At 30.8% G+C, this 18,247-nt stretch carries 19 protein-coding genes; 9 read left to right on the top strand and 10 right to left on the bottom strand.

Annotation, left to right across the window (positions count from 1 at the left end):
• Window positions 1-12: 12 nt before the first annotated feature.
• The 3 genes from B5X64_RS07320 (at window position 13) to B5X64_RS07310 (ending at window position 3,142) form a co-directional block, all read left to right on the top strand.
• Complete coding sequence (locus B5X64_RS07320) at window positions 13-1,617, top strand: pyruvate dehydrogenase complex dihydrolipoamide acetyltransferase (protein ID WP_079464612.1); 1,605 nt, start codon at window positions 13-15, stop codon at window positions 1,615-1,617.
• 84 nt (window positions 1,618-1,701) lie between these two features.
• Window positions 1,702-2,268, top strand: a complete 567-nt coding sequence (locus tag B5X64_RS07315) for a sugar O-acetyltransferase (RefSeq protein WP_079464611.1) — start codon at window positions 1,702-1,704, stop codon at window positions 2,266-2,268.
• A 28-nt stretch (window positions 2,269-2,296) separates the two neighbouring features.
• Window positions 2,297-3,142, top strand: coding sequence for a GLPGLI family protein (locus B5X64_RS07310; protein WP_079464610.1), 846 nt, complete (start codon window positions 2,297-2,299; stop codon window positions 3,140-3,142).
• A 65-nt stretch (window positions 3,143-3,207) separates the two neighbouring features.
• On the opposite strand, the gene B5X64_RS07305 is transcribed toward B5X64_RS07310, so the two are convergent.
• Window positions 3,208-3,555: a hypothetical protein gene (locus tag B5X64_RS07305; protein ID WP_079464609.1), complete on the bottom strand. Its 348-nt coding sequence runs from the start codon at window positions 3,553-3,555 to the stop codon at window positions 3,208-3,210.
• A 148-nt stretch (window positions 3,556-3,703) separates the two neighbouring features.
• The gene (locus B5X64_RS07300) at window positions 3,704-4,030 is read right to left on the bottom strand and encodes a hypothetical protein (RefSeq protein WP_123920783.1); all 327 of its coding nucleotides are present in this window, start codon (window positions 4,028-4,030) and stop codon (window positions 3,704-3,706) included.
• A 276-nt stretch (window positions 4,031-4,306) separates the two neighbouring features.
• Between B5X64_RS07300 and B5X64_RS07295 the strand changes: the two genes are divergently transcribed.
• On the top strand, window positions 4,307-5,965 hold the full coding sequence (locus B5X64_RS07295) for a helix-turn-helix domain-containing protein (RefSeq protein WP_164463410.1): 1,659 nt from the start codon (window positions 4,307-4,309) through the stop codon (window positions 5,963-5,965).
• A gap of 514 nt (window positions 5,966-6,479) precedes the next feature.
• Here B5X64_RS07295 and B5X64_RS22535 read toward each other — a convergent pair.
• Complete coding sequence (locus B5X64_RS22535; RefSeq protein WP_111944949.1) at window positions 6,480-6,650, bottom strand: lmo0937 family membrane protein; 171 nt, start codon at window positions 6,648-6,650, stop codon at window positions 6,480-6,482.
• Window positions 6,651-7,369: 719 nt separating this feature from the next.
• Between B5X64_RS22535 and B5X64_RS07290 the strand changes: the two genes are divergently transcribed.
• From B5X64_RS07290 to B5X64_RS07280, 3 genes are all read left to right on the top strand, one after another.
• A complete protein-coding gene (locus B5X64_RS07290; protein ID WP_139377602.1) occupies window positions 7,370-7,972 on the top strand; it encodes a hypothetical protein in 603 nt (200 codons plus the stop codon).
• Between the two features lie 133 nt (window positions 7,973-8,105).
• Window positions 8,106-8,858 carry an SDR family oxidoreductase gene (locus B5X64_RS07285; protein ID WP_079464605.1) on the top strand — a complete coding sequence of 251 codons (753 nt, stop codon included), beginning with the start codon at window positions 8,106-8,108 and terminating at the stop codon, window positions 8,856-8,858.
• Between the two features lie 10 nt (window positions 8,859-8,868).
• Complete coding sequence (locus B5X64_RS07280) at window positions 8,869-9,132, top strand: SemiSWEET transporter (protein WP_079464764.1); 264 nt, start codon at window positions 8,869-8,871, stop codon at window positions 9,130-9,132.
• A gap of 63 nt (window positions 9,133-9,195) precedes the next feature.
• Here B5X64_RS07280 and B5X64_RS07275 read toward each other — a convergent pair whose 3' ends face one another.
• Genes B5X64_RS07275 through B5X64_RS07260 form a run of 4 tightly spaced genes read right to left on the bottom strand, consistent with a single transcriptional unit; the run spans window position 9,196 to window position 14,355 of the window.
• A complete protein-coding gene (locus B5X64_RS07275) occupies window positions 9,196-10,170 on the bottom strand; it encodes an FAD:protein FMN transferase (RefSeq protein ID WP_079464763.1) in 975 nt (324 codons plus the stop codon).
• 11 nt (window positions 10,171-10,181) lie between these two features.
• The gene (locus tag B5X64_RS07270) at window positions 10,182-12,377 is read right to left on the bottom strand and encodes a PepSY domain-containing protein (protein WP_079464604.1); all 2,196 of its coding nucleotides are present in this window, start codon (window positions 12,375-12,377) and stop codon (window positions 10,182-10,184) included.
• Window positions 12,378-12,388: 11 nt separating this feature from the next.
• Complete coding sequence (locus B5X64_RS07265) at window positions 12,389-12,871, bottom strand: DUF2271 domain-containing protein (protein WP_079464603.1); 483 nt, start codon at window positions 12,869-12,871, stop codon at window positions 12,389-12,391.
• Window positions 12,872-12,876: 5 nt separating this feature from the next.
• Window positions 12,877-14,355: an ankyrin repeat domain-containing protein gene (locus B5X64_RS07260; protein WP_079464602.1), complete on the bottom strand. Its 1,479-nt coding sequence runs from the start codon at window positions 14,353-14,355 to the stop codon at window positions 12,877-12,879.
• A 355-nt stretch (window positions 14,356-14,710) separates the two neighbouring features.
• Here B5X64_RS07260 and B5X64_RS07255 point away from each other — a divergent pair, with 355 nt between their 5' ends.
• Entirely contained in the window at window positions 14,711-15,031 is a 321-nt protein-coding gene (locus B5X64_RS07255; protein ID WP_079464601.1) for a hypothetical protein, read from the top strand.
• Between the two features lie 2 nt (window positions 15,032-15,033).
• On the opposite strand, the gene B5X64_RS07250 is transcribed toward B5X64_RS07255, so the two are convergent.
• Both B5X64_RS07250 and B5X64_RS07245 read right to left on the bottom strand, forming a co-directional pair.
• Window positions 15,034-15,468: a hypothetical protein gene (locus B5X64_RS07250; RefSeq protein WP_079464600.1), complete on the bottom strand. Its 435-nt coding sequence runs from the start codon at window positions 15,466-15,468 to the stop codon at window positions 15,034-15,036.
• A gap of 1 nt (window position 15,469) precedes the next feature.
• On the bottom strand, window positions 15,470-16,852 hold the full coding sequence (locus B5X64_RS07245) for a serine hydrolase domain-containing protein (protein WP_079464599.1): 1,383 nt from the start codon (window positions 16,850-16,852) through the stop codon (window positions 15,470-15,472).
• 177 nt (window positions 16,853-17,029) lie between these two features.
• Here B5X64_RS07245 and B5X64_RS07240 point away from each other — a divergent pair, with 177 nt between their 5' ends.
• On the top strand, window positions 17,030-17,737 hold the full coding sequence (locus tag B5X64_RS07240; RefSeq protein ID WP_079464598.1) for a DUF421 domain-containing protein: 708 nt from the start codon (window positions 17,030-17,032) through the stop codon (window positions 17,735-17,737).
• 63 nt (window positions 17,738-17,800) lie between these two features.
• On the opposite strand, the gene B5X64_RS07235 is transcribed toward B5X64_RS07240, so the two are convergent.
• Window positions 17,801-18,220, bottom strand: coding sequence for a hypothetical protein (locus B5X64_RS07235; RefSeq protein ID WP_079464597.1), 420 nt, complete (start codon window positions 18,218-18,220; stop codon window positions 17,801-17,803).
• Window positions 18,221-18,247: the final 27 nt, after the last annotated feature.

The raw sequence follows: 18,247 nt of genomic DNA, 5'->3' as shown, positions 1-18,247 counted from the left end.
TCAATATAAATTATGGCAGAAGTGATTACAATGCCACGTCTTTCCGATACAATGACGGAAGGAAAAGTGGCTAAATGGCATAAAAAAGTAGGAGATAAGGTAAAAGAAGGAGATATTTTAGCCGAAATCGAAACTGATAAAGCAGTACAGGATTTTGAATCTGAAGTTGAGGGAACTCTTCTTTATGTAGGTGTTGAAGAAGGTTCAGCAGCTGCAGTAGATTTAGTTTTGGCAATTATCGGAAATGAAGGAGAAGATATTTCAGGATTAACAGGCGGAGTTGCTGCTCCCAGTGCTGCTTCTGAAGATAAAAAAGAAGAACCCAAAACAGAATCTAATACTACTGCAACTGAAGAAACTTCTGCTGAAGTTCCGGCTGGAGTAGAAGTGATTACAATGCCGAGACTTTCTGATACAATGACGGAAGGTAAGGTTGCTAAATGGCATAAAAATGTTGGAGATACAGTAAAAGAAGGAGATCTTCTTGCTGAGATAGAAACCGATAAAGCTGTTCAGGATTTTGAATCAGAATTCAATGGAATTCTTTTAAAGCAAGGTGTTGAAGAAGGTGGTGCTGCTCCGGTTGATACTGTTTTGGCTATCATCGGACCTGAAGGAACTGATGTTTCTGCAGTGGGAGCTCCAAAAGCTGCTGCAAAATCTACAGATAAACCTGCTGAACAAAAATCTGAAACGAAGGAAGAAGAGAAATCGGTTGCATCAACTGAAAATTCTTCATCAGACAGAGTAGCAATTTCTCCTTTGGCTAAAAAAATGGCTCAGGAAAAAGGTGTTGATATCAATTCAGTTCAAGGTTCTGGAGAAAATGGAAGAATCGTTAAAAAAGATATTGAAAATTATCAGCCATCTGCAAAACCAGCTTCCTCAGCTCCGACTGCAAGTCCTGCTGCACAAGTTGCATTAAGTTTTGTACAAGGTGAAGATACTGAGACTCCAAACTCTCAGGTTAGAAATATTATTGCAAAACGTCTTGCGGAAAGTAAATTCTCTGCGCCTCACTATTATCTGATGGTTGAAATCAACATGGATAAAGCGATTGAAGCTAGAAAAGAAATCAATTCTTTACCAGATACAAAAATCTCTTTCAACGATATGATTATTAAGGCGACTGCAGTTGCTTTAAGAAAGCATCCGCAGGTAAATTCTAGTTGGGCAGGAGATAAGGTGATTCATAGAGGTAATATCAACGTTGGAGTAGCTGTTGCAATTCCTGACGGATTGGTAGTTCCGGTTCTGAAGAATACAGATCAAATGAATTATACTCAGATTTCTGCTGCTGTAAAAGATATGGCTGGAAGAGCAAAATCTAAAGGTCTTAAAGCAAATGAAATGGAAGGTTCTACATTCTCAATCTCAAACTTGGGTATGTTCGGAATTGAAACTTTCACAAGCATTATCAATCAACCAAATGCTGCAATTCTTTCAGTAGGTGCAATTATTGAGAAACCAATTGTAAAGAATGGTCAAATTGTTGTTGGAAATATCATGAAGCTTTCATTAGCTTGTGACCATAGAGTTGTAGATGGAGCAACTGGAGCTCAGTTCTTACAAACTTTAAAAACGTATTTAGAAAGTCCTTTAACTTTGTTACTGTAACTTTTTGATATATAAATTACTAAAACCTCTCACTTCGAGAGGTTTTTTGTTTAGTATTAATAAATTTATTAAAAAATATTAAAAATGACAGAAAAAGAAAAATGCGAAAACGGTTTATTGTATGATGCCAATTTTGATCCTGAATTATTAAATGATAGAATGGTTTGTAAAGATCTTTGCCTGGAATATAACCAACTTAAAAATTCAGATTTAGAAAAGAGAAAAGAATTAATAAAGAAAATTATTAAAAACTCAAAGGAAAATCTCATTATAGAACCTAATTTTTGGTGTGACTACGGATATAATATCGAGTTGGGTGAAGACTTCTATGCCAATCATAATTTAACGATTTTAGACGGAGCAAAAGTAAAGTTTGGAAATAATGTTTTTATAGGACCTAATTGCAGTTTTTATACCGCCGGTCATCCTATTGATGCAAAGCAACGAAACGCTGGTTTAGAATATGCACATCCTATAACGGTTGGAAATAACGTTTGGTTTGGTGGGAATGTTGTTGTTTTACCAGGTGTTTCTATTGGAAATAATTCGATAATCGGAGCAGGAAGTGTGGTGACAAAAGATATTCCTGATCATGTAATTGCTGTAGGAAATCCATGTAAAGTCATTAAAAATATTGCCGAGTCCGAATAAAAGATTTATTTTAGTAGAAAATATCTAAATGAAGAGAATTATTATTGGATTTTTTTCCTTTTTAAGCGTTGTGCTTTTAGCTCAGAATCAACGTTTTTCCTATGAATATAAATTTGTAACAGATTCTACAAAAATGGATGAGGCTAATTCTGAGCTTATGTATCTTGATGTAGCTAAAAAAGGTTCAAAATTTTACAGTCAAAAGAAAAATATTGCAGATTCAATACATCAGGATCGAGTGCAGAAAAAAACGAGAGACTTTACAGGGATCGATTATGGTTTGGTATCTTATGTGGTAGAAAAATCTTATCCTGATTTCAAAATAGATTTTTTCAACAATCTCGACATGAATAAATATAAGGTTTCTGATAATAAGGAAATGAATTGGAAAATTTTAGCTGAAAAAGAAAAAATTGGCGAGTTTAATACCCAAAAAGCATCTCTTTATTTTGCCGGTAGAATTTGGACAGCATGGTTTGTTTCTGATATTCCCATTCAGGACGGACCATATAAATTTCATGGCTTACCAGGGTTAATCATTAAAATTGAAGATAAAACGAAATCACATTCTTTTGTTTTAAAAGAAATTAAAAAACTTACTTCCGATCAAGAGTGGGTAAGTGATGGTGAGAAAAATGCTTTTGGCAATACCATTGCTATTGATCAGGAAAAATACAAAAAGCAAGTCGTCGATTTTAGAAATAATCCTACAAAAGGGATGCGTCAAATGTTATCCGGAAACACAAAAGTAATGATGATCGATGAAAACGGAAAACCATTAGATATTGAAAAAATGCTGCGAGAACAAGAAAGAGATGCTAAAGCAAATAATGCAAGAAATAATAATTTATTAGAATTAGATTTATTAAAATGAAATTACAAATCAATAAGTGAATAAAATAAAAACCTGCTGAAATATACAGCAGGTTTTTATAAATTTTAGTTTTTCGCTCCCACCCTCCAGTGAGTTCCAATTTTAGGTGTTGTTGTGCAGTCATTTGTGCCAAAAGTTCGCCAATGAGTACCATTTCTAGGTGGATCTGGAGATGGTGGACACTCTTTTGCTGTACCATTAGCTTCTAACAAGCTCATGTCAATTTTTATTAAATTCTCATTAGCTTTAGAAATTCTCCATTGAGAACCGCTATTAGATGTTGCTTGAGTTTTTTCTGATTGTAAAGAAAGTTGCTGTTGTTCATTTTCTACTAGCATTTCATCAGTTTCTCGACAAGCAATACTCGAAAGACCAGTTGCAATTAAACTAATTGCGATAATTTTTGTTTTCATGTTGATTTTAAAAGTTTTATACTTCAAATGTACTGAAAAAATATTTATAGGGAATATTATATTGTTATTTGGTAAAGTAATTTTATAATGCATTAAAAAACCTACTGAAATAAATCAGTAGGTTTTTTTGTTATCAAGAATTTTAGTTCTATTTTCCTTTCCAGTGAGTACCATCCCTTGGAGGATCTTTCGGTCCATTATCAGGATTATCTTGCAAAAGTAATGATAAAGAATCTATTTTTTTTGTTTGATTAGCTTCATCTACTTTCCAATGTGTTCCGTCTCTTGGAGGATCAGTTTCAGCATTTTCTACAACTATAGAATCAGTGCTATTTCTTTGAGATTCTACCTCATTATTTTCTTGTTTCAATGATGACTGAAAAGCTTCTTCTGTAGGGCTTTCGTCATCTTGCCTACAGCTCATTGTGCAAATTCCAGCTACAATAAGGCTGAGTACAATAAATTTAGTTTTCATTTTATTCTAGGATTAATGATTATATTTGTTCTTAATTATGCTCATCGAAAGTAGTCAAAATATACATACATAGCAAATGTAATGCGGTTCGATTTATAAATTTTTACTTTGCAAAAATACATTTATTTTTATAAATGATATGTTAAATAATTAAACTGATTACTCTCTAATAGCTTATAATAAATAGTTTTTGTGTATTTTTGAATAAAAATTTCTTAGAAATATCTGATGCTTAAAAGAATTTTTACGTTTAGCTGCTTTTTCATTATTAACATAATGTATTCGCAGGATTATTACTCAAAGCTTAGAGAGAAATATTGGGCTTATGAAGAAAATAATCCTAAGGCACTTGTATATGTAAATCAATATATTAAAAAAGCAAAAGCTGAAAAAAATTATTCGGAACTTTTTCAGGCGTATAAAGATGCAATTTTATATTCCGAAAATAACAAAATGATTTATGCTGATAGCGCCTTGGTTGTTGCAAAAAAATCAGAGAAAAATGATCTTATAGGGCAAGCTTATTTAAGTAAAGGAGCTATTTATTATTTTAACCAAAGAAAATTTCAATTTGCACTGGAAGAATATTTAAAGGCATATGAGTATTTGAAAGACTCTAAAAACGAATATTTAAAATACCAAAATATTTACCATATCGGTGTTGTAAAAAGTTATTTAGGCTATTATGATGAAGCTTTGGAAATATTTGAACAATGTATTAGTTTTTTTGAAACTAAAATTAATGGAAATATTAACGAGAACGAGGTTTTCAATAATACTAAAGGCTATCTAAACTCTTTACATCAGGCAATTGTTTGCTATCAAATGCTCAATAAAAATGCTGAAGCTGTAAGTTTATTAAAAAAAGCTGCCAAAAAAACACCGAAAACTAAGGATTTTAATTTAGAAAAAAGTTATTTTACAAAAAGCCTTGGAGTTTCCGAATTTAAGAATAAAAACTATACAAAGGCGATTCAATACTTCGATCAGGCTCTTCCTGAGCTTATAAAGGTTAATGACTTTACATGGGTTTCATATATTTATTTTTATAAAGGTAAAAGTTATGAGCTTTTGGGTAATCTTAATCTTGAAGTAGAAAACTATAGAAAAGTAGATTCTATCTTCAATAAAAATAAATTTATTCTTCCTGAACTGAGAAGTAACTATGAAGAATTGATAGGATATTACCGAAAAGAAAACAACCATAAAGAAGAATTATATTATACGAATCAGCTTCTTAAAGTTGATAGTGTAATAGCTTCAGATTTTAAACATCTTTCAACACGAGTTTATAAGGAGTATGATACAAAGATGCTTCTGGAAACCAAAGAGAATTTAGAGAAAACAAATTCTTATAGCAAACTACTTATATTTATTTGTTTAGCAATTATTACAGCGCTAGGAATTGTAATGTATTACAGAATAAGAAAGCAAAAAAATATTCAGAAAAATTATGATGATTTATTAATAAAGCTTGAAGAGAGTAATCAGGCTGAAGAGACTACTCCGATTGTAAAACCTGAAGTAGCTGACGCAGGAGATAAAAATATAAAGTTTGACAGCAGTATCGTAGAAAAGCTCTTAAACGACATTCATATCTTTGAAAACAAGCAAGGATACCTCGAACAGGGATTAACGCTTAAAAAGCTCTCAGAACAGTTTAAAACGAATACTTCTTACCTTTCACAAGTTATTAATGAATATAAAGGGAGCAACTTTAATACTTACATCAATATTTTAAGAATCAACTATGCAACGCAGAAAATCTATCATGATAAAGAATGGAGAAAATACTCTATTGAGCATATTGCTTCAGCAGCAGGATTTAGCAACAGACAGAGTTTTTCAAATATTTTTCTTGAACAAAATGGTATAAGACCTGCTGATTTTATTAAAAAGAGAATTAAAGAACTAGAAGACCAAAATCTTTCTTAGTTGTAAAACTTAAACCTATTTAAAATGAAAACCGAACCTTCAATGAAGGTTCGGTTTTTCTATTAATAGAATGTGATAAATGGTGTCTAATTTAGAATTGTAGATAACAGGGCCCTTTTTCCTAGATTGTCAAGAACCCTGATGTTCTACATGAAAACTGAATGATGAAAAGTTATTATATATGAATGATTTAGTGTCTCGTTTTATCTGTAGCAAATATATAATCATAAAATTTCATCAACAACTTATTATGGGGGCTATTTATAAATAGTGACGTAAAAATGCGTAAAAAAATCGATTTTTTTACGCATTTAATTTACTGATAATCATAGTTTTATGTTTGTTTTAAGTCTTGAATAAAAATGGAACATAAATAATAATAGTTTTAATGAAATAAAATCAAAATTTAAAGTTTTTACAGATAATTCTTAGAAATTTTAATATCAGATTAGTTTTTTATAATAAAAAAATCAGGATAAAATTATCCTGATTTCTTATTTTTTTGATTAATGTTCTAATCTAAAGGTTTTCTACCGGAAATAATATTGTAGAGAACCACAATTACTGCAATTACTAATAAAACATGAATTAAATAATTGGTACTAATCCCAGGAATAATGTTTAGCATCCCTAAAAGCCAAACAATAATACAGATGACGGCTACTAACCATAATAAGCTTTTCATAATAATATTTTTTTTGATTGATAAATTATAATTAGCATATTGTATGCCTTTTCCGAAAAAATATATTTTTTTTAATATTTACAGAGATAAAATTTAAATCTAAAAAAACTTTGAAGTGTAAAGGATGAGTCTTGAATTGTCTTTGTCTTAGAAATTTTTTTTCATCAAAGAGAATTATCAATATATCTTCTGTACGGATAGAATTATTTTGTAAAGATAGACTCATCAAAAAAGAGTAGACAAAACTTGATTTTTTCTAAAATATTAAAATTTTGTATAACAAAGAATACAAATATTCTAAGACTTAGGTATCAAAGTTAAAAATAGGGGAAAAGTGTTAAAAACAGAAGTTGTTACAAAAATTAAACCCTCCTTGTGGGAGGGTTTAATAAAAACACAAATGATGAAAAAAAAATTTTCAGTCCAAATATACTTAAAAATTTAATATGTGTACTAATTATTTACAAAAAAAATAACCAACCCTATTCTTTTATAGGAGCTGATATGATTAATTATTGAAAAATCGACTTAAACATTAAAAATTTATGATGTAAATATTAAAAAAAGGAATGGAAATTGTAACTAAGTTTTGGATTAATAAATCATTATTCGGAGTGTTTTTTTAAAATCATTCAGTATAACTTCTAATAGTTTAAATATTAAAAGATGATTTTTAATCAAATAAATTATGGTATAATAAATTAATGCAGATTAAATTAATGAAGGCAAAAAAAATTCCTGGAATTCCATTGCAGGTTAAAGGACAGTTCCATGATACTGAGAGTATTCAAAAATGTGAAAATGTTCAAGAAGCAGAACTAAAATATAATCTGCTTAAAGAACGTTTTTTTGATATAAATAAATGGAATACTTATTCAAATGAAAATATTGCAGAGTTTACGTTATGTGATTCTTCGGGAAATACAGTCCACAGATTGCCTTTCATAGGTGATTATATCAAAATATTATTATCTAATATAAAAAAATCGGAAAAAGAGAGTTATCAATGGGTACGTATTGACATGATAGACAAAACAAATCCTAACAACATAATGATACAATGCCGACCTTCAAAGTTACCAGGAAATGAATTTGCCGGAAATATAGTTCATTTTCATTCGGTAGGTACTACTTCTACATTTGTCATTTCAAAAGGTAGCGATTATGTTAAAATGGCAATTTACGGAAGGAACGAGAAGCCTAACCAAAATACAGATATTGTTAACAGTGTAAAAAACATGTTCATTGCGTTCGGTAGAAGAGTTGGTGCATCAAAAATTCAATGGAAACAGCTTACAGATGGGATGGTAAATTTAAAATAAAATACCACATCTATTATTTTATAGTTTTTTTTTATCATAGAAGCATACAATTTGCTTCATCATATGTAAAGAAATAAAAATTCAGTGTATTATTTTATGCTGAATTTTTATTTTAAACCATAATCACAGAAATATGAATAGATTACAACTTAATGGTAAGATAGTTTTAATTACGGGAGCAGATAGCGGGATAGGAAAATCAGCAGCTTTACTCTTTGCAGAAGAAGGCGCCAATATTGCGATTATCTTTCATTCAAATATTGAAGATGCTGAAAAAACAAAGAGTGAAATCGAGTATTTAGGACGACAATGTTTGATTTTTAAAGGAGACGTTAATGACAGCAGCTTTTGTCAAAAAACAACAAAAGAAATAATAGAAAATTTTGGAGGCATAGATATTTTAGTTAATAATGCAGGTATTCAGTTTCCAAGTGATGATATTACAAAGCTAAAAGAAGAGGATATTCGTACTACTTTTAATTCCAACATCATCGGAATGATCCTTCTTACAAAAGCAGTTTTTCCTTACTTAAAAGAAGGAAGTTCTATTATCAATACGACATCTGCGGTAGCTTATCAGGGGCATGAAGAGTTATTAGATTATGCAGCTACAAAAGGTGCGATTGTTTCATTTACAAGATCTTTAGCTTTACAAGCAAAACCGAAAGGAATTAGAGTAAATGCAGTTGCTCCAGGACCGGTTGCAACACCACTTACAGAAGAAACCTTTGGCGAAGAAGAAGAGGATGAAAATAAACCACCATTGCAAAGAAATGCAAGTGCTGAAGAAATTGCGCCGTCCTATCTTTTCTTGGCAACCCAAGCTTCAGCACAAATGACAGGACAGGTTTTACATCCAAATGGAGGAGTTATTGTTAACGGATAATTTAGAAAAAATGAATGTAGAAATTTTAGGACTAATTGCAGGTGCTTTAACCGCTATTGCATCAATGCCACAGCTTATTAAGGTTATTAAAACAAAAAATGTAGAAGATATTTCCTGGTTAATGCTTGCGATTCTGATTTCGGGGCTTTCACTTTGGGTTTGGTATGGTTTTGAACAAGATGAATTGCCCATTATTTTGTCAAACTCCTTTGCTGTAATCGTTAATGTAACTTTATTAACTTGTTATTTTATTTTTAGAGATAAAAAAAAATAATGAATTGATATTTGATCAACTTAAAAGCTTCTCCTATAATTGAATAATAGGAGAGTTTATATCTTAATCATTTAAATTTTTAATTATTTTCCCTGAATCAGTAATCAACAAATATTGATATTCTGGGAATTTTTTTATCAGTTTTAAGCCTTCCTTTTTGCCTAAAACCATTATTGAAGTACTGAAACCATTTGCCATTGTTGCATTTGGACCTACAACCGTAACGCTCGTTAATCCTGTGGAAGGATAACCGGTTTTAGGATTCATAATGTGGGAATATCTTTTGCCGTGAATCTCTGCGTATTTCTCATAACTTCCCGAAGTGGTCACAGCATTTTCTTTTAAATAAAGAACTGCAGCCATTTTATCATCTTTAAAAGGGTTATTAATTCCAATTGCCCAAGGTTTTCCGTCAGGTTGCGTTCCCCAGGTTGAAATGTCGCCAGAAGCATTGATAATTCCTGCTTTTACTCCAAAACTTTTCATCAACTCTCTGGTTTTGTCAGCTGCATAACCTTTTCCTATCGACCCGAAACCAATCTTCATTCCTTTGTTTTTAAGAAAAATAGTAGAATTGGTCTTATCTAAAATAATATTTTGATAGCCCACATTTTTTACAGAATTTTTGATGGATTCTTCAGAAGGTAATTCATTCATAGAATCATCAAATTTCCAGATTTTATCCATGGCAACAATGCTGATATCGAAAGCTCCGTCAGTCAATTTAGAAAAATAAATTCCTTTTTCGGTTAAAGCAAAAACTTCTGCATCAACTTTCACGGATTTTATCCCTGCATTTCTGTTGACTTCCGAGATTTGAGTCTTCGGATTCCATTCTGAAATTAAATTTTCAATTCTCGTAATCTCTTCAATAGATTTGTCAATGTTTTTTTCTGCAGAAAGAGAATCTTTATCTACCAAAGTAATTTCAAATTTACTTCCCATTAAAGTAACCAATCTACTTCTTTGAACCTGAGCAAAGATTGATGTAGAAAGTAAAATAAAAAATAAATGTGAGAAATTTTTCAGGCTTTTCATTAGCTTTAACATTAATAACAATCGGTTAAAATCTGTCCGTTTGCTTTATAAGTTTCGTAATCTTTATTTTTTAAAGCACATAATTTTCTTAAAATATCTTCCACATCATGCTGCATTTTAAGAACACCACAAATCATGATGAAATCTCCGTTTTCTAATGAATTGGTAAACAATTCGGCATCTCTTTCAACCAAATCCATTACATATTGAGATTTTTCTTCTCTAGAAAATGCCAAATTAAAAGACGTTAATTTCCCTTTTTTGATATTTTCATGAGCAAAATATTCGTAATTAACGGTTAGTTCACTTGATTTTCTGAAACCGCAATACAAATGAGTTTTCGTTTTTCCGGTTTGCTCCTCAATCATACCTAAAAACGGTGCAATACCTGTTCCATTGGCAATCATAATCACTTCAGAAGCCTTTTTAGGAAAATGAAATTCTGAATTTTTAATAATCCTTGCTTTTATTTCCTGATTTTCTTTTAAACGATGCAAAAATCCTGATCCGAGACCATTTTCATGAAGTTTTACAACCAGCTGAATGGCTCCATTTACTTTTCCGATAGAATAGAATCTTTCTTTATGATCATTTTCAGGATAAATTGCAAGCAAATCTCCAGATTTAAATTTCACCAAAGAATTTGGTTTTAAAATCACTTTAAAAGTAGTCACTTCATCAACGATTTCACTTTTACCAACAACTTTCATTTTCTTTAAAGAAGGAACTTTTTCGCTGTATAAAGATGGTGCAGTTGCCAAAGGAATCATTGTATCGTAACTCCATTTCTTTGCCCATTCTGTAAATTCTGCTGTTGATTTATCGTTGACTGTAAAAAGTTCAAGCTGAGATTCTGCCCAGTTTTGTTGGGATAATAATTGGTCAACTTCAATTGCAAAACCACAAAAATCTTCGTAAGATTTTGATCCAAAACCAACTACAGAATATTTAATCTTTTGATTCTGAGGAAATTCTTTTAAAAGCTTTTTAAAGTTGGAAGCATTGGTTGGAGCTTCACCTAAACCATAGGTTGAAGTAAAAATGATAATATGCTCTGCTTTAGGATATAATTTATATTGATTAAGCTCTGTAATGAATGATTTTTTTCCGTCTGATAAAAGTTGAGAATGAATTTTATTGGCAAAACCTAAAGTAGAACCGTTTTCAGAACCAACCAAAATAATGATTTCTGCATTTTCAGCTTTATATTTATTTTTGATCTTATTTCGGGTTCGCTTAAAAGTAATGACAAAACCTGAATAAATAAACAGTAAAATTCCAATGGAAGAAAGACCTAAAACGATTGACCAAACAACGCTTCCACGGCCTGTATGAAAGGTTAAGCTGAGGTTTTCATAAATAAGAGTCAGCGGATATTTTTCTTCTTTTACAATCTCTCCATTAATTTGATTGACAGTAATTTCTCTGTCTTTTAGTTTTAAAACAAAAAATTCTTCAGCATCATCTTCAATAAAAGGAAATTCAATTTTCTTAACTGTATTAAGTTTAGTTTCTTTAAAAATAGGGAAGTCTGCTAATTTTATCTGAGTTTCAGAATTGGTGATTTTATGAGCAATCTTTTCATTTTTACCTTTCGGAATTAATTCAAAACGATGCATAAAAAGGTAAGTTCCTGTTAAAGAAATTACAAATATAGGAACCAATAAAATTCTTCCGGAAACAACATGAAAATATTGAGAGAAGAAATCTTTTTTAATTTTAGAAAAGAAGTGTCTAATTCCGTTTTGTCTTTTGATAATCAAAATAAGCCCGGAAATACTCGTAATCATTAATAAAAAAGAAACAACTCCAACTGCAAATCTTCCTGTTTCTTTTAAAAATAAAGAACGGTGGAGTGAAATTACCCAATTGATAAATTTACTTTTCTCAACGGGTTTTCCCAGAATTTTTCCGGTTTTAGGATCGATGTACGCTTTGATGTTTTCACCATTATCATCCAAACCTTCCAAGGTTACAAACTGATTGTGGTCAACACTTATTTCCGTTATTTCCGAAAAAACCTTGCGCAGTTCCGGTAAAGACTGGGCAAGGTTTATATTACTGAAATCGTCAACTCGATAAGGTTGAGTTTTTTCCTGTGCAGCATCGTACGCTAAAATAATTCCTGTAGTAGAAGCTACGATTAAAAATAGGAATGTAAGTATTGCTAAAGTTAAATGGGCATACCTCCAAATCGATAAGGTCATCTTTGGATTTTTTATAGCTTATTAAGTTTTACATATCGAATGTAACCTTTTCCTTCTGTTTTTGCTGTAATACCTTCGGTTGTAAAAGGTATTTCTACATCTGAAACATTATATTTTTTATCTTCAACGGCGGTTTCAAAACGTACTTTATAACCTTTGTTCAGATATTTATCTTCAATAGAAAACGTAGAAATATTTCTATCTCCATCGGCTACAGAAGCTCCGGTAATTGCATTTAATTTTACTGGTTTTTTGCTCTGAAATTTGTGCCATTCTTTCAATGTATCATGCCATTTTGCATCGGGTCCCATCATATAAAGTGTCTTTTCATATCCACCTTTAGGGTTAATTAAAGAAACTACAACATAAGCACCTTCACCGCCATAACTGGTCAACTGAAGCATACATTTATATTTTGAAGCCTGTGCATTGGCAAAACCTGCACAAAATAAGGTCATTAAAATTCCTAAAGCCTGTATTTTAAAATATTTCATATTATTTATTTTAAAAAGTCGATTGATACATTATTATTTTTTAAGCTTTCATTTTCTGAAGCAAGATCGTAAGCAGTTTCGTCAAATTCTGTTTTGATGGTTTTATTGGCACCCAAAGAAACCAAGTATTTCAAAATTGTGTCATCTTTTGCAACCAAAGCTGCTTTTTGAAGAGCAGTCATGCTTTCTTTGTTAACAGAATTTACATCAATTTTAAGATTGCTCAATTTTTTCAAAAGCTCAAGGTCATTTTTTGCAATCGCTAAATGAAGCAGTGTATTACCGTCTTTTTGTGAAGCAGTTACATTTACATTATTTGATTGAAGGATATTTAATTTTTCTGAAAATTCATCAGGCCCCCTTTGTGGACCAGGTCTGTAAGACTGAATTAAATAATAAGCTAAATTATTTCCTTTAGCATCAACAATTTTTGCGTCTGCTTTATTTGCAATTAAAAATTTAACAATCTCTGCAGAACCACTTTGGATAGCCTGAGTTAAGGCAGATTCTCCATTCACATTTACAGCATTGATATTTTTTGTTTTTGCTAAAATTGCTTTTACATTTTCAAGATCTTTTCCTCCTGAAGCAACTATTAAAGAATTGTTTCCTTCTTTGTCGGTTTTATTGGCATCAACTCCTTTGCTGAGTAAATAATCAATAATTTCTTTTTGATTATTTTTTTTAGCAATGATTTGTAAAGCATTTGCACCGTTTGCATTTACAGCAGAAGGATTCAATTTTATTTCATCAATTAAATATTGATAAACAGAAAGAGGATTTGTAACCACTCTCGTTCCTTGAGCTGCATTGACCAAAGCTTTATCTGAAGCTTTTACACCCTGATTTTTTAATGATTTTAAAAGCTCGATATTTCCGAAGCTCGCCGCATAATCAAAAGCAGTTGCTCCGGTTTCATCTACATCCTTTATAGACAGACCTTTTGACGTGAAAAGTTTTTGTAAAGAACCATCTTTGTCGTTTCCAATCGCCAAAAGCAAAATATTGGCTCCGTTTTTATATTTGTGTTTCGGATCTACACCAGCTTTGAAAAATGTTTCGTAAACTTTTGGATCATTTAGACCAAACATTGCAGCAAAAGCAAGTGGAGTTAATCCTTTGGTATCTAGTTTATTAACATCAGAACGTTTAGAAATAAAATATTCAATAATTTCAGGATTTCCAGCCATTGCAGCCCAATGTAGGTAAATTCTACCATCATGAGTCAGTTTGTCTACAGAATTCCCTTTTTGCTCTAAAAGAAATTTTACAGTTTCTAAAGGAGCTTTATTGGTCAATGAAAGAGAAACTGCATCAAAAGTATTTCCGTTGAATTCAGATGGATTATTTCCATTGGTAATTTCTTGCTTTACTTTTTCAACATCAGGTTTAGATTTCCAAAAATCTGCCTGCAATAAAGTGTTTTTTTGAGCACTGATTATTACCGAAAACAATAATAGAGCAGAATACAATATCTTTTTCATTGTTATTTTTATTTATTCTAAATATTGAACGCAAAATTAGTCTTTCCTATCGAAGCTGAAAAGAAATCTATATAGAAATTTGAGCCTTAATTATTGATTAATATCATTAAATCAATTATAATCTATAAATAGGGAAGAGGGGTTTATGCGTTAAATCATAAAAAATTAAAATCAGTATTTATAATTTTGAATGTATAGATGTATCAATCCAATATGCATATCTATGTTTTTAACTCAAGTTTTTTAAGACTGTCAATATTTTTTGACAGTCTTTTATTTTCGAATAAATAATTTTGAGATACCACACCAATTATTATTGGCAATACTTTTGTTTTACCTGAAGAAATATTAGTTTATGAAAAATTCAGTAAAAATTGCTTTAGGTATTGTCGCAGGCGGAGTTTTAGTCTTTTTAAATCACAAAAGAAAAGGCAGAACCAACAAGAATCAGACATTTACTGCTCCTGATGGAAATCAATATGGAGAAAATCAACTGTATCGCACTGCTGAAGGTGATGTTTACAAAAACGGGAAAAAGATGCGTTTCGAAACTCCTGAAAATGCACAACCGACTCAGAATCATATAGAATCTAGTTTTAATGATCAACCTCTAAATGATCATTACAATTCAAATCAGCAAGTTTCATATCACCAAAAAGGAACCAGACACCGATAAAATCAGCAATCATTGGCGCTGTAATTGGCTTTTTCCAATTCGTCTTCCATTTTTTCAATTTCAGCTTTAGATTGTTTAATTTTTTTTAGATTGACCTTAAGCTGTTTTTTTCCGTCTGGAGAAATCCACAATCCCTGAAGATTCTCAGAATTACGTTTTAAAAGCATAATTCCTGTATTATAATGCTCAACAAAAGTATATTGTTGAGCTTTTTCTGAAAAAGTAGTATCTAAAAGAATCCAGTTTGCACTTTTGTTGTCGGTATATTTATAAATTCCGGAAGCAATAATACTGGGACAACCTGTCTCTTCAATTTTTAGATAAAATGAAATATTTATTTTTCCGTCAATCGTTCCGACATATTTTTCTTGTGAAATAATTTGTTGAGCATTACTGAAAAATGAGATTAGCAGTAGAAATATTGTGGTAATTTTCATTCTATTCTTTTTTAAAGAATGTTTTATCTTCTCCCTGCTCAAGAATCATTTCATTTTTTTCGGGATTGAAAATCAATTTAATTCCTGCCAGATCAAATGCAAACACATTATTTTCATAAGCTTCCGTTGGAAATTTATCTTGTCCGGTTGCTTGAGCGTACAAAATATTGTTTTCTTTAGTTACGGTAACTTTCATCGGGAAATTTTCTGCAGAATAAACGCCTAAAAATTGATTAAGCACTTTATCATTATAAACTGTTTTTTTAGCCGTTACAACTGTGATTTTTTCGTTATTAAGAATTTTTCTTACACTTTGAGCAGGAATCTCTGTTTTGGGAGTGTCTATATTTTGTAAAAGAATAATGGTTTGGTCTTTAGATAAATTTCTTTCTATGTAAGTAGTGTAACCAGCCCAACCTCCCGAATGAGCAACTGCTTTACCATATTCTTTATTTTCTCCAATTTGCCAACCAAAGCCGTAATCTGTCATTTTCCCATTATTGAGTTTTGTTCCCTGAAAAATAATGGCTTTATCTTTTTCATTAACCAATTTATTAGAATATAAACTTCTGTCCCATTTTAAAAGATCTTCTGTTGTAGAATTTACCATTCCGTCACCAACAATTCCGTCAAGATAATAAGTATAATATGATTTTCCCAAATCATCAGGTGAAATAATAGTTCCGAAATCGTTTTCTATAAATCCTTTAGCATAATTTTCTATAGTTTTAGGCTGAAACCTGCTTCTATAAACGAAAGTATTTTTCATTTCTAAAGGCTTGAAGACATTTGTCTCTAAATAATCTCCAACAGTCTTTCCCGAAGCTTTTTCAATAATATACCCTAAAAGTGCGTAACCAGTATTGCTGTATTCATATTTTTCATTGGGTTGAAAATGGATTTCTGGTTTATATTTTGCAAATTCTGTAACGATGTCTTTGTTTGTTGCAAATTTTGATTTATCCCAGTTTTTTTGAAATAATCCTATATAATCTGGAAGCCCGCTTGTATGATTCAACAGGTTTCTTACCGTAATGTTTTTGTAAAAAGAAAGCTCGGGAATAAATTTAGAAATAGGATCATCATATTTTAATTTTCCCTGTTTTTCAAGCATTACAATTCCCATTGCCGTAAATGGTTTGGAAACTGAGGCCAATTCGAATACCGTTGTATTATTTAAAAGTGATTGTGTTTTGTAATCTGCCACTCCAAAACTTTTTTGAAAAACAATCTTTCCTTTTTCGGCAATTAAAACATTTCCATTGAAGGTTTTATCATTATATTTTTTTGTAAAAAGACTGTCAAATTTTGCAGGTTTATTTTGATCTTGAGCATTCACAGAAACTGCGATTGAAAATAGGATAGGATATAAGAATTTGTTCATTATTGTAAAACTAAAAATAAATCTATTGTTATCACTTGGTTGTGATCTTTCAAAGATAATTGATTCTTTTGAATTAATTATGCATTTATTCATCACTATTTTAAGATTCTTGTTTCAAGTCTATTCTAAAGTTTTTTCGTGGCTTATTTTTTGAATCTCTGAATCTAAAATTAAATCATGTTTTTAGCCACTTTTTTAAACTTCAATTGGAAAGAATTATTTTTAGGAACCGAAGACTGGGGATTCCTTTTGGAAATTGTACTTCGTACGATCATCATGTTTCTTACCATCATTGTAAGCCTTCGAGTTTTAGGAAAAAGAGGCGTGAAGCAGCTTTCTATTTTTGAATTAGTGGTAATCATCGGTTTAGGTTCTGCAGCCGGAGATCCTATGTTTTATAAAGAAGTTGGTATAGTTTCTTCGATGCTTGTGTTCTTGGTCATCATTATTTTATATTCTTCTATTACAGCATTGATAGGAAGATTCAAAAAAATAGAAAATTTATTTGAAGGAAAAGCGATATGTCTTATTGAGCAAGGAGTTTTTGCAATAGATAATTTTAAGAAAGAAAATTTAGGAAGCGATGAGTTTTTTGCAGAACTGAGAGTAAAAGGAATTTCTCATTTAGGACAAGTTGAGTTGGCTATTGAAGAAGTTTCCGGAGAAATAAGCGTCTTTTTTAATGAAGATCAAAAAGTGAAATACGGTCTTCCGATTATGCTGAATTCTTTAGATAATCCTATTCAAAATATTCAGATTCCAGGCTATTATTCTTGTACATTTTGTGGTTTTACAGAATTGAAAGAAGAAGGAAACGCAGGAAGCTGTAATAATTGTGGTAAAAAGAATTGGGTAGAAGCTTCCAATAAAATCAGAGTAACATAAAAAGAAAATCCCCAACATCAGCTGGGGAAAATCTAAAATATATAAAACTTAATTGATTAGTTTTTAAACTATAGCCTTATGAAAAGAGCTTTTCAGAAAAACTGTAGTTTCTTTACCAAAAAGGCAAGAGAAAATATTTTGGAATTCGTGTATATATTTACATTTTATCGTATTCCCATAAATTTTTAAACCTTCAAAAATCTTTTTTGAGTTTAAATCGATATCATACCTAATGAAAGATTCTGGTCTCTCGTAGCGAATGATCTGTTGATCGGAAGCGTAAGTTTTCAAGAAACCGAATTTTTCTAGCCAGTCTTCTGTAATCTGAATAGGGCTTATCTTTTCTGCCGGTACAGAAATAGCATGACTTTCATTTTCAATCTTAACAAAATAATCCTTCTCATTCTGGAAAATCTCTGTTATCGTAAAAATCTCTGTTTGATATTCAACAAGATTTTTAATTTTTAAATCTGTAACTTTCATATTATTGGGTGGTGGTATTTATTATGT

The organism is Chryseobacterium balustinum, from assembly GCF_900168205.1.
In the GTDB taxonomy this organism is placed as follows: domain Bacteria; phylum Bacteroidota; class Bacteroidia; order Flavobacteriales; family Weeksellaceae; genus Chryseobacterium; species Chryseobacterium balustinum.
The sequence above is the reverse complement of the archived record's forward strand: the minus strand, read 5'-3'. Positions and strand labels throughout refer to the sequence as shown.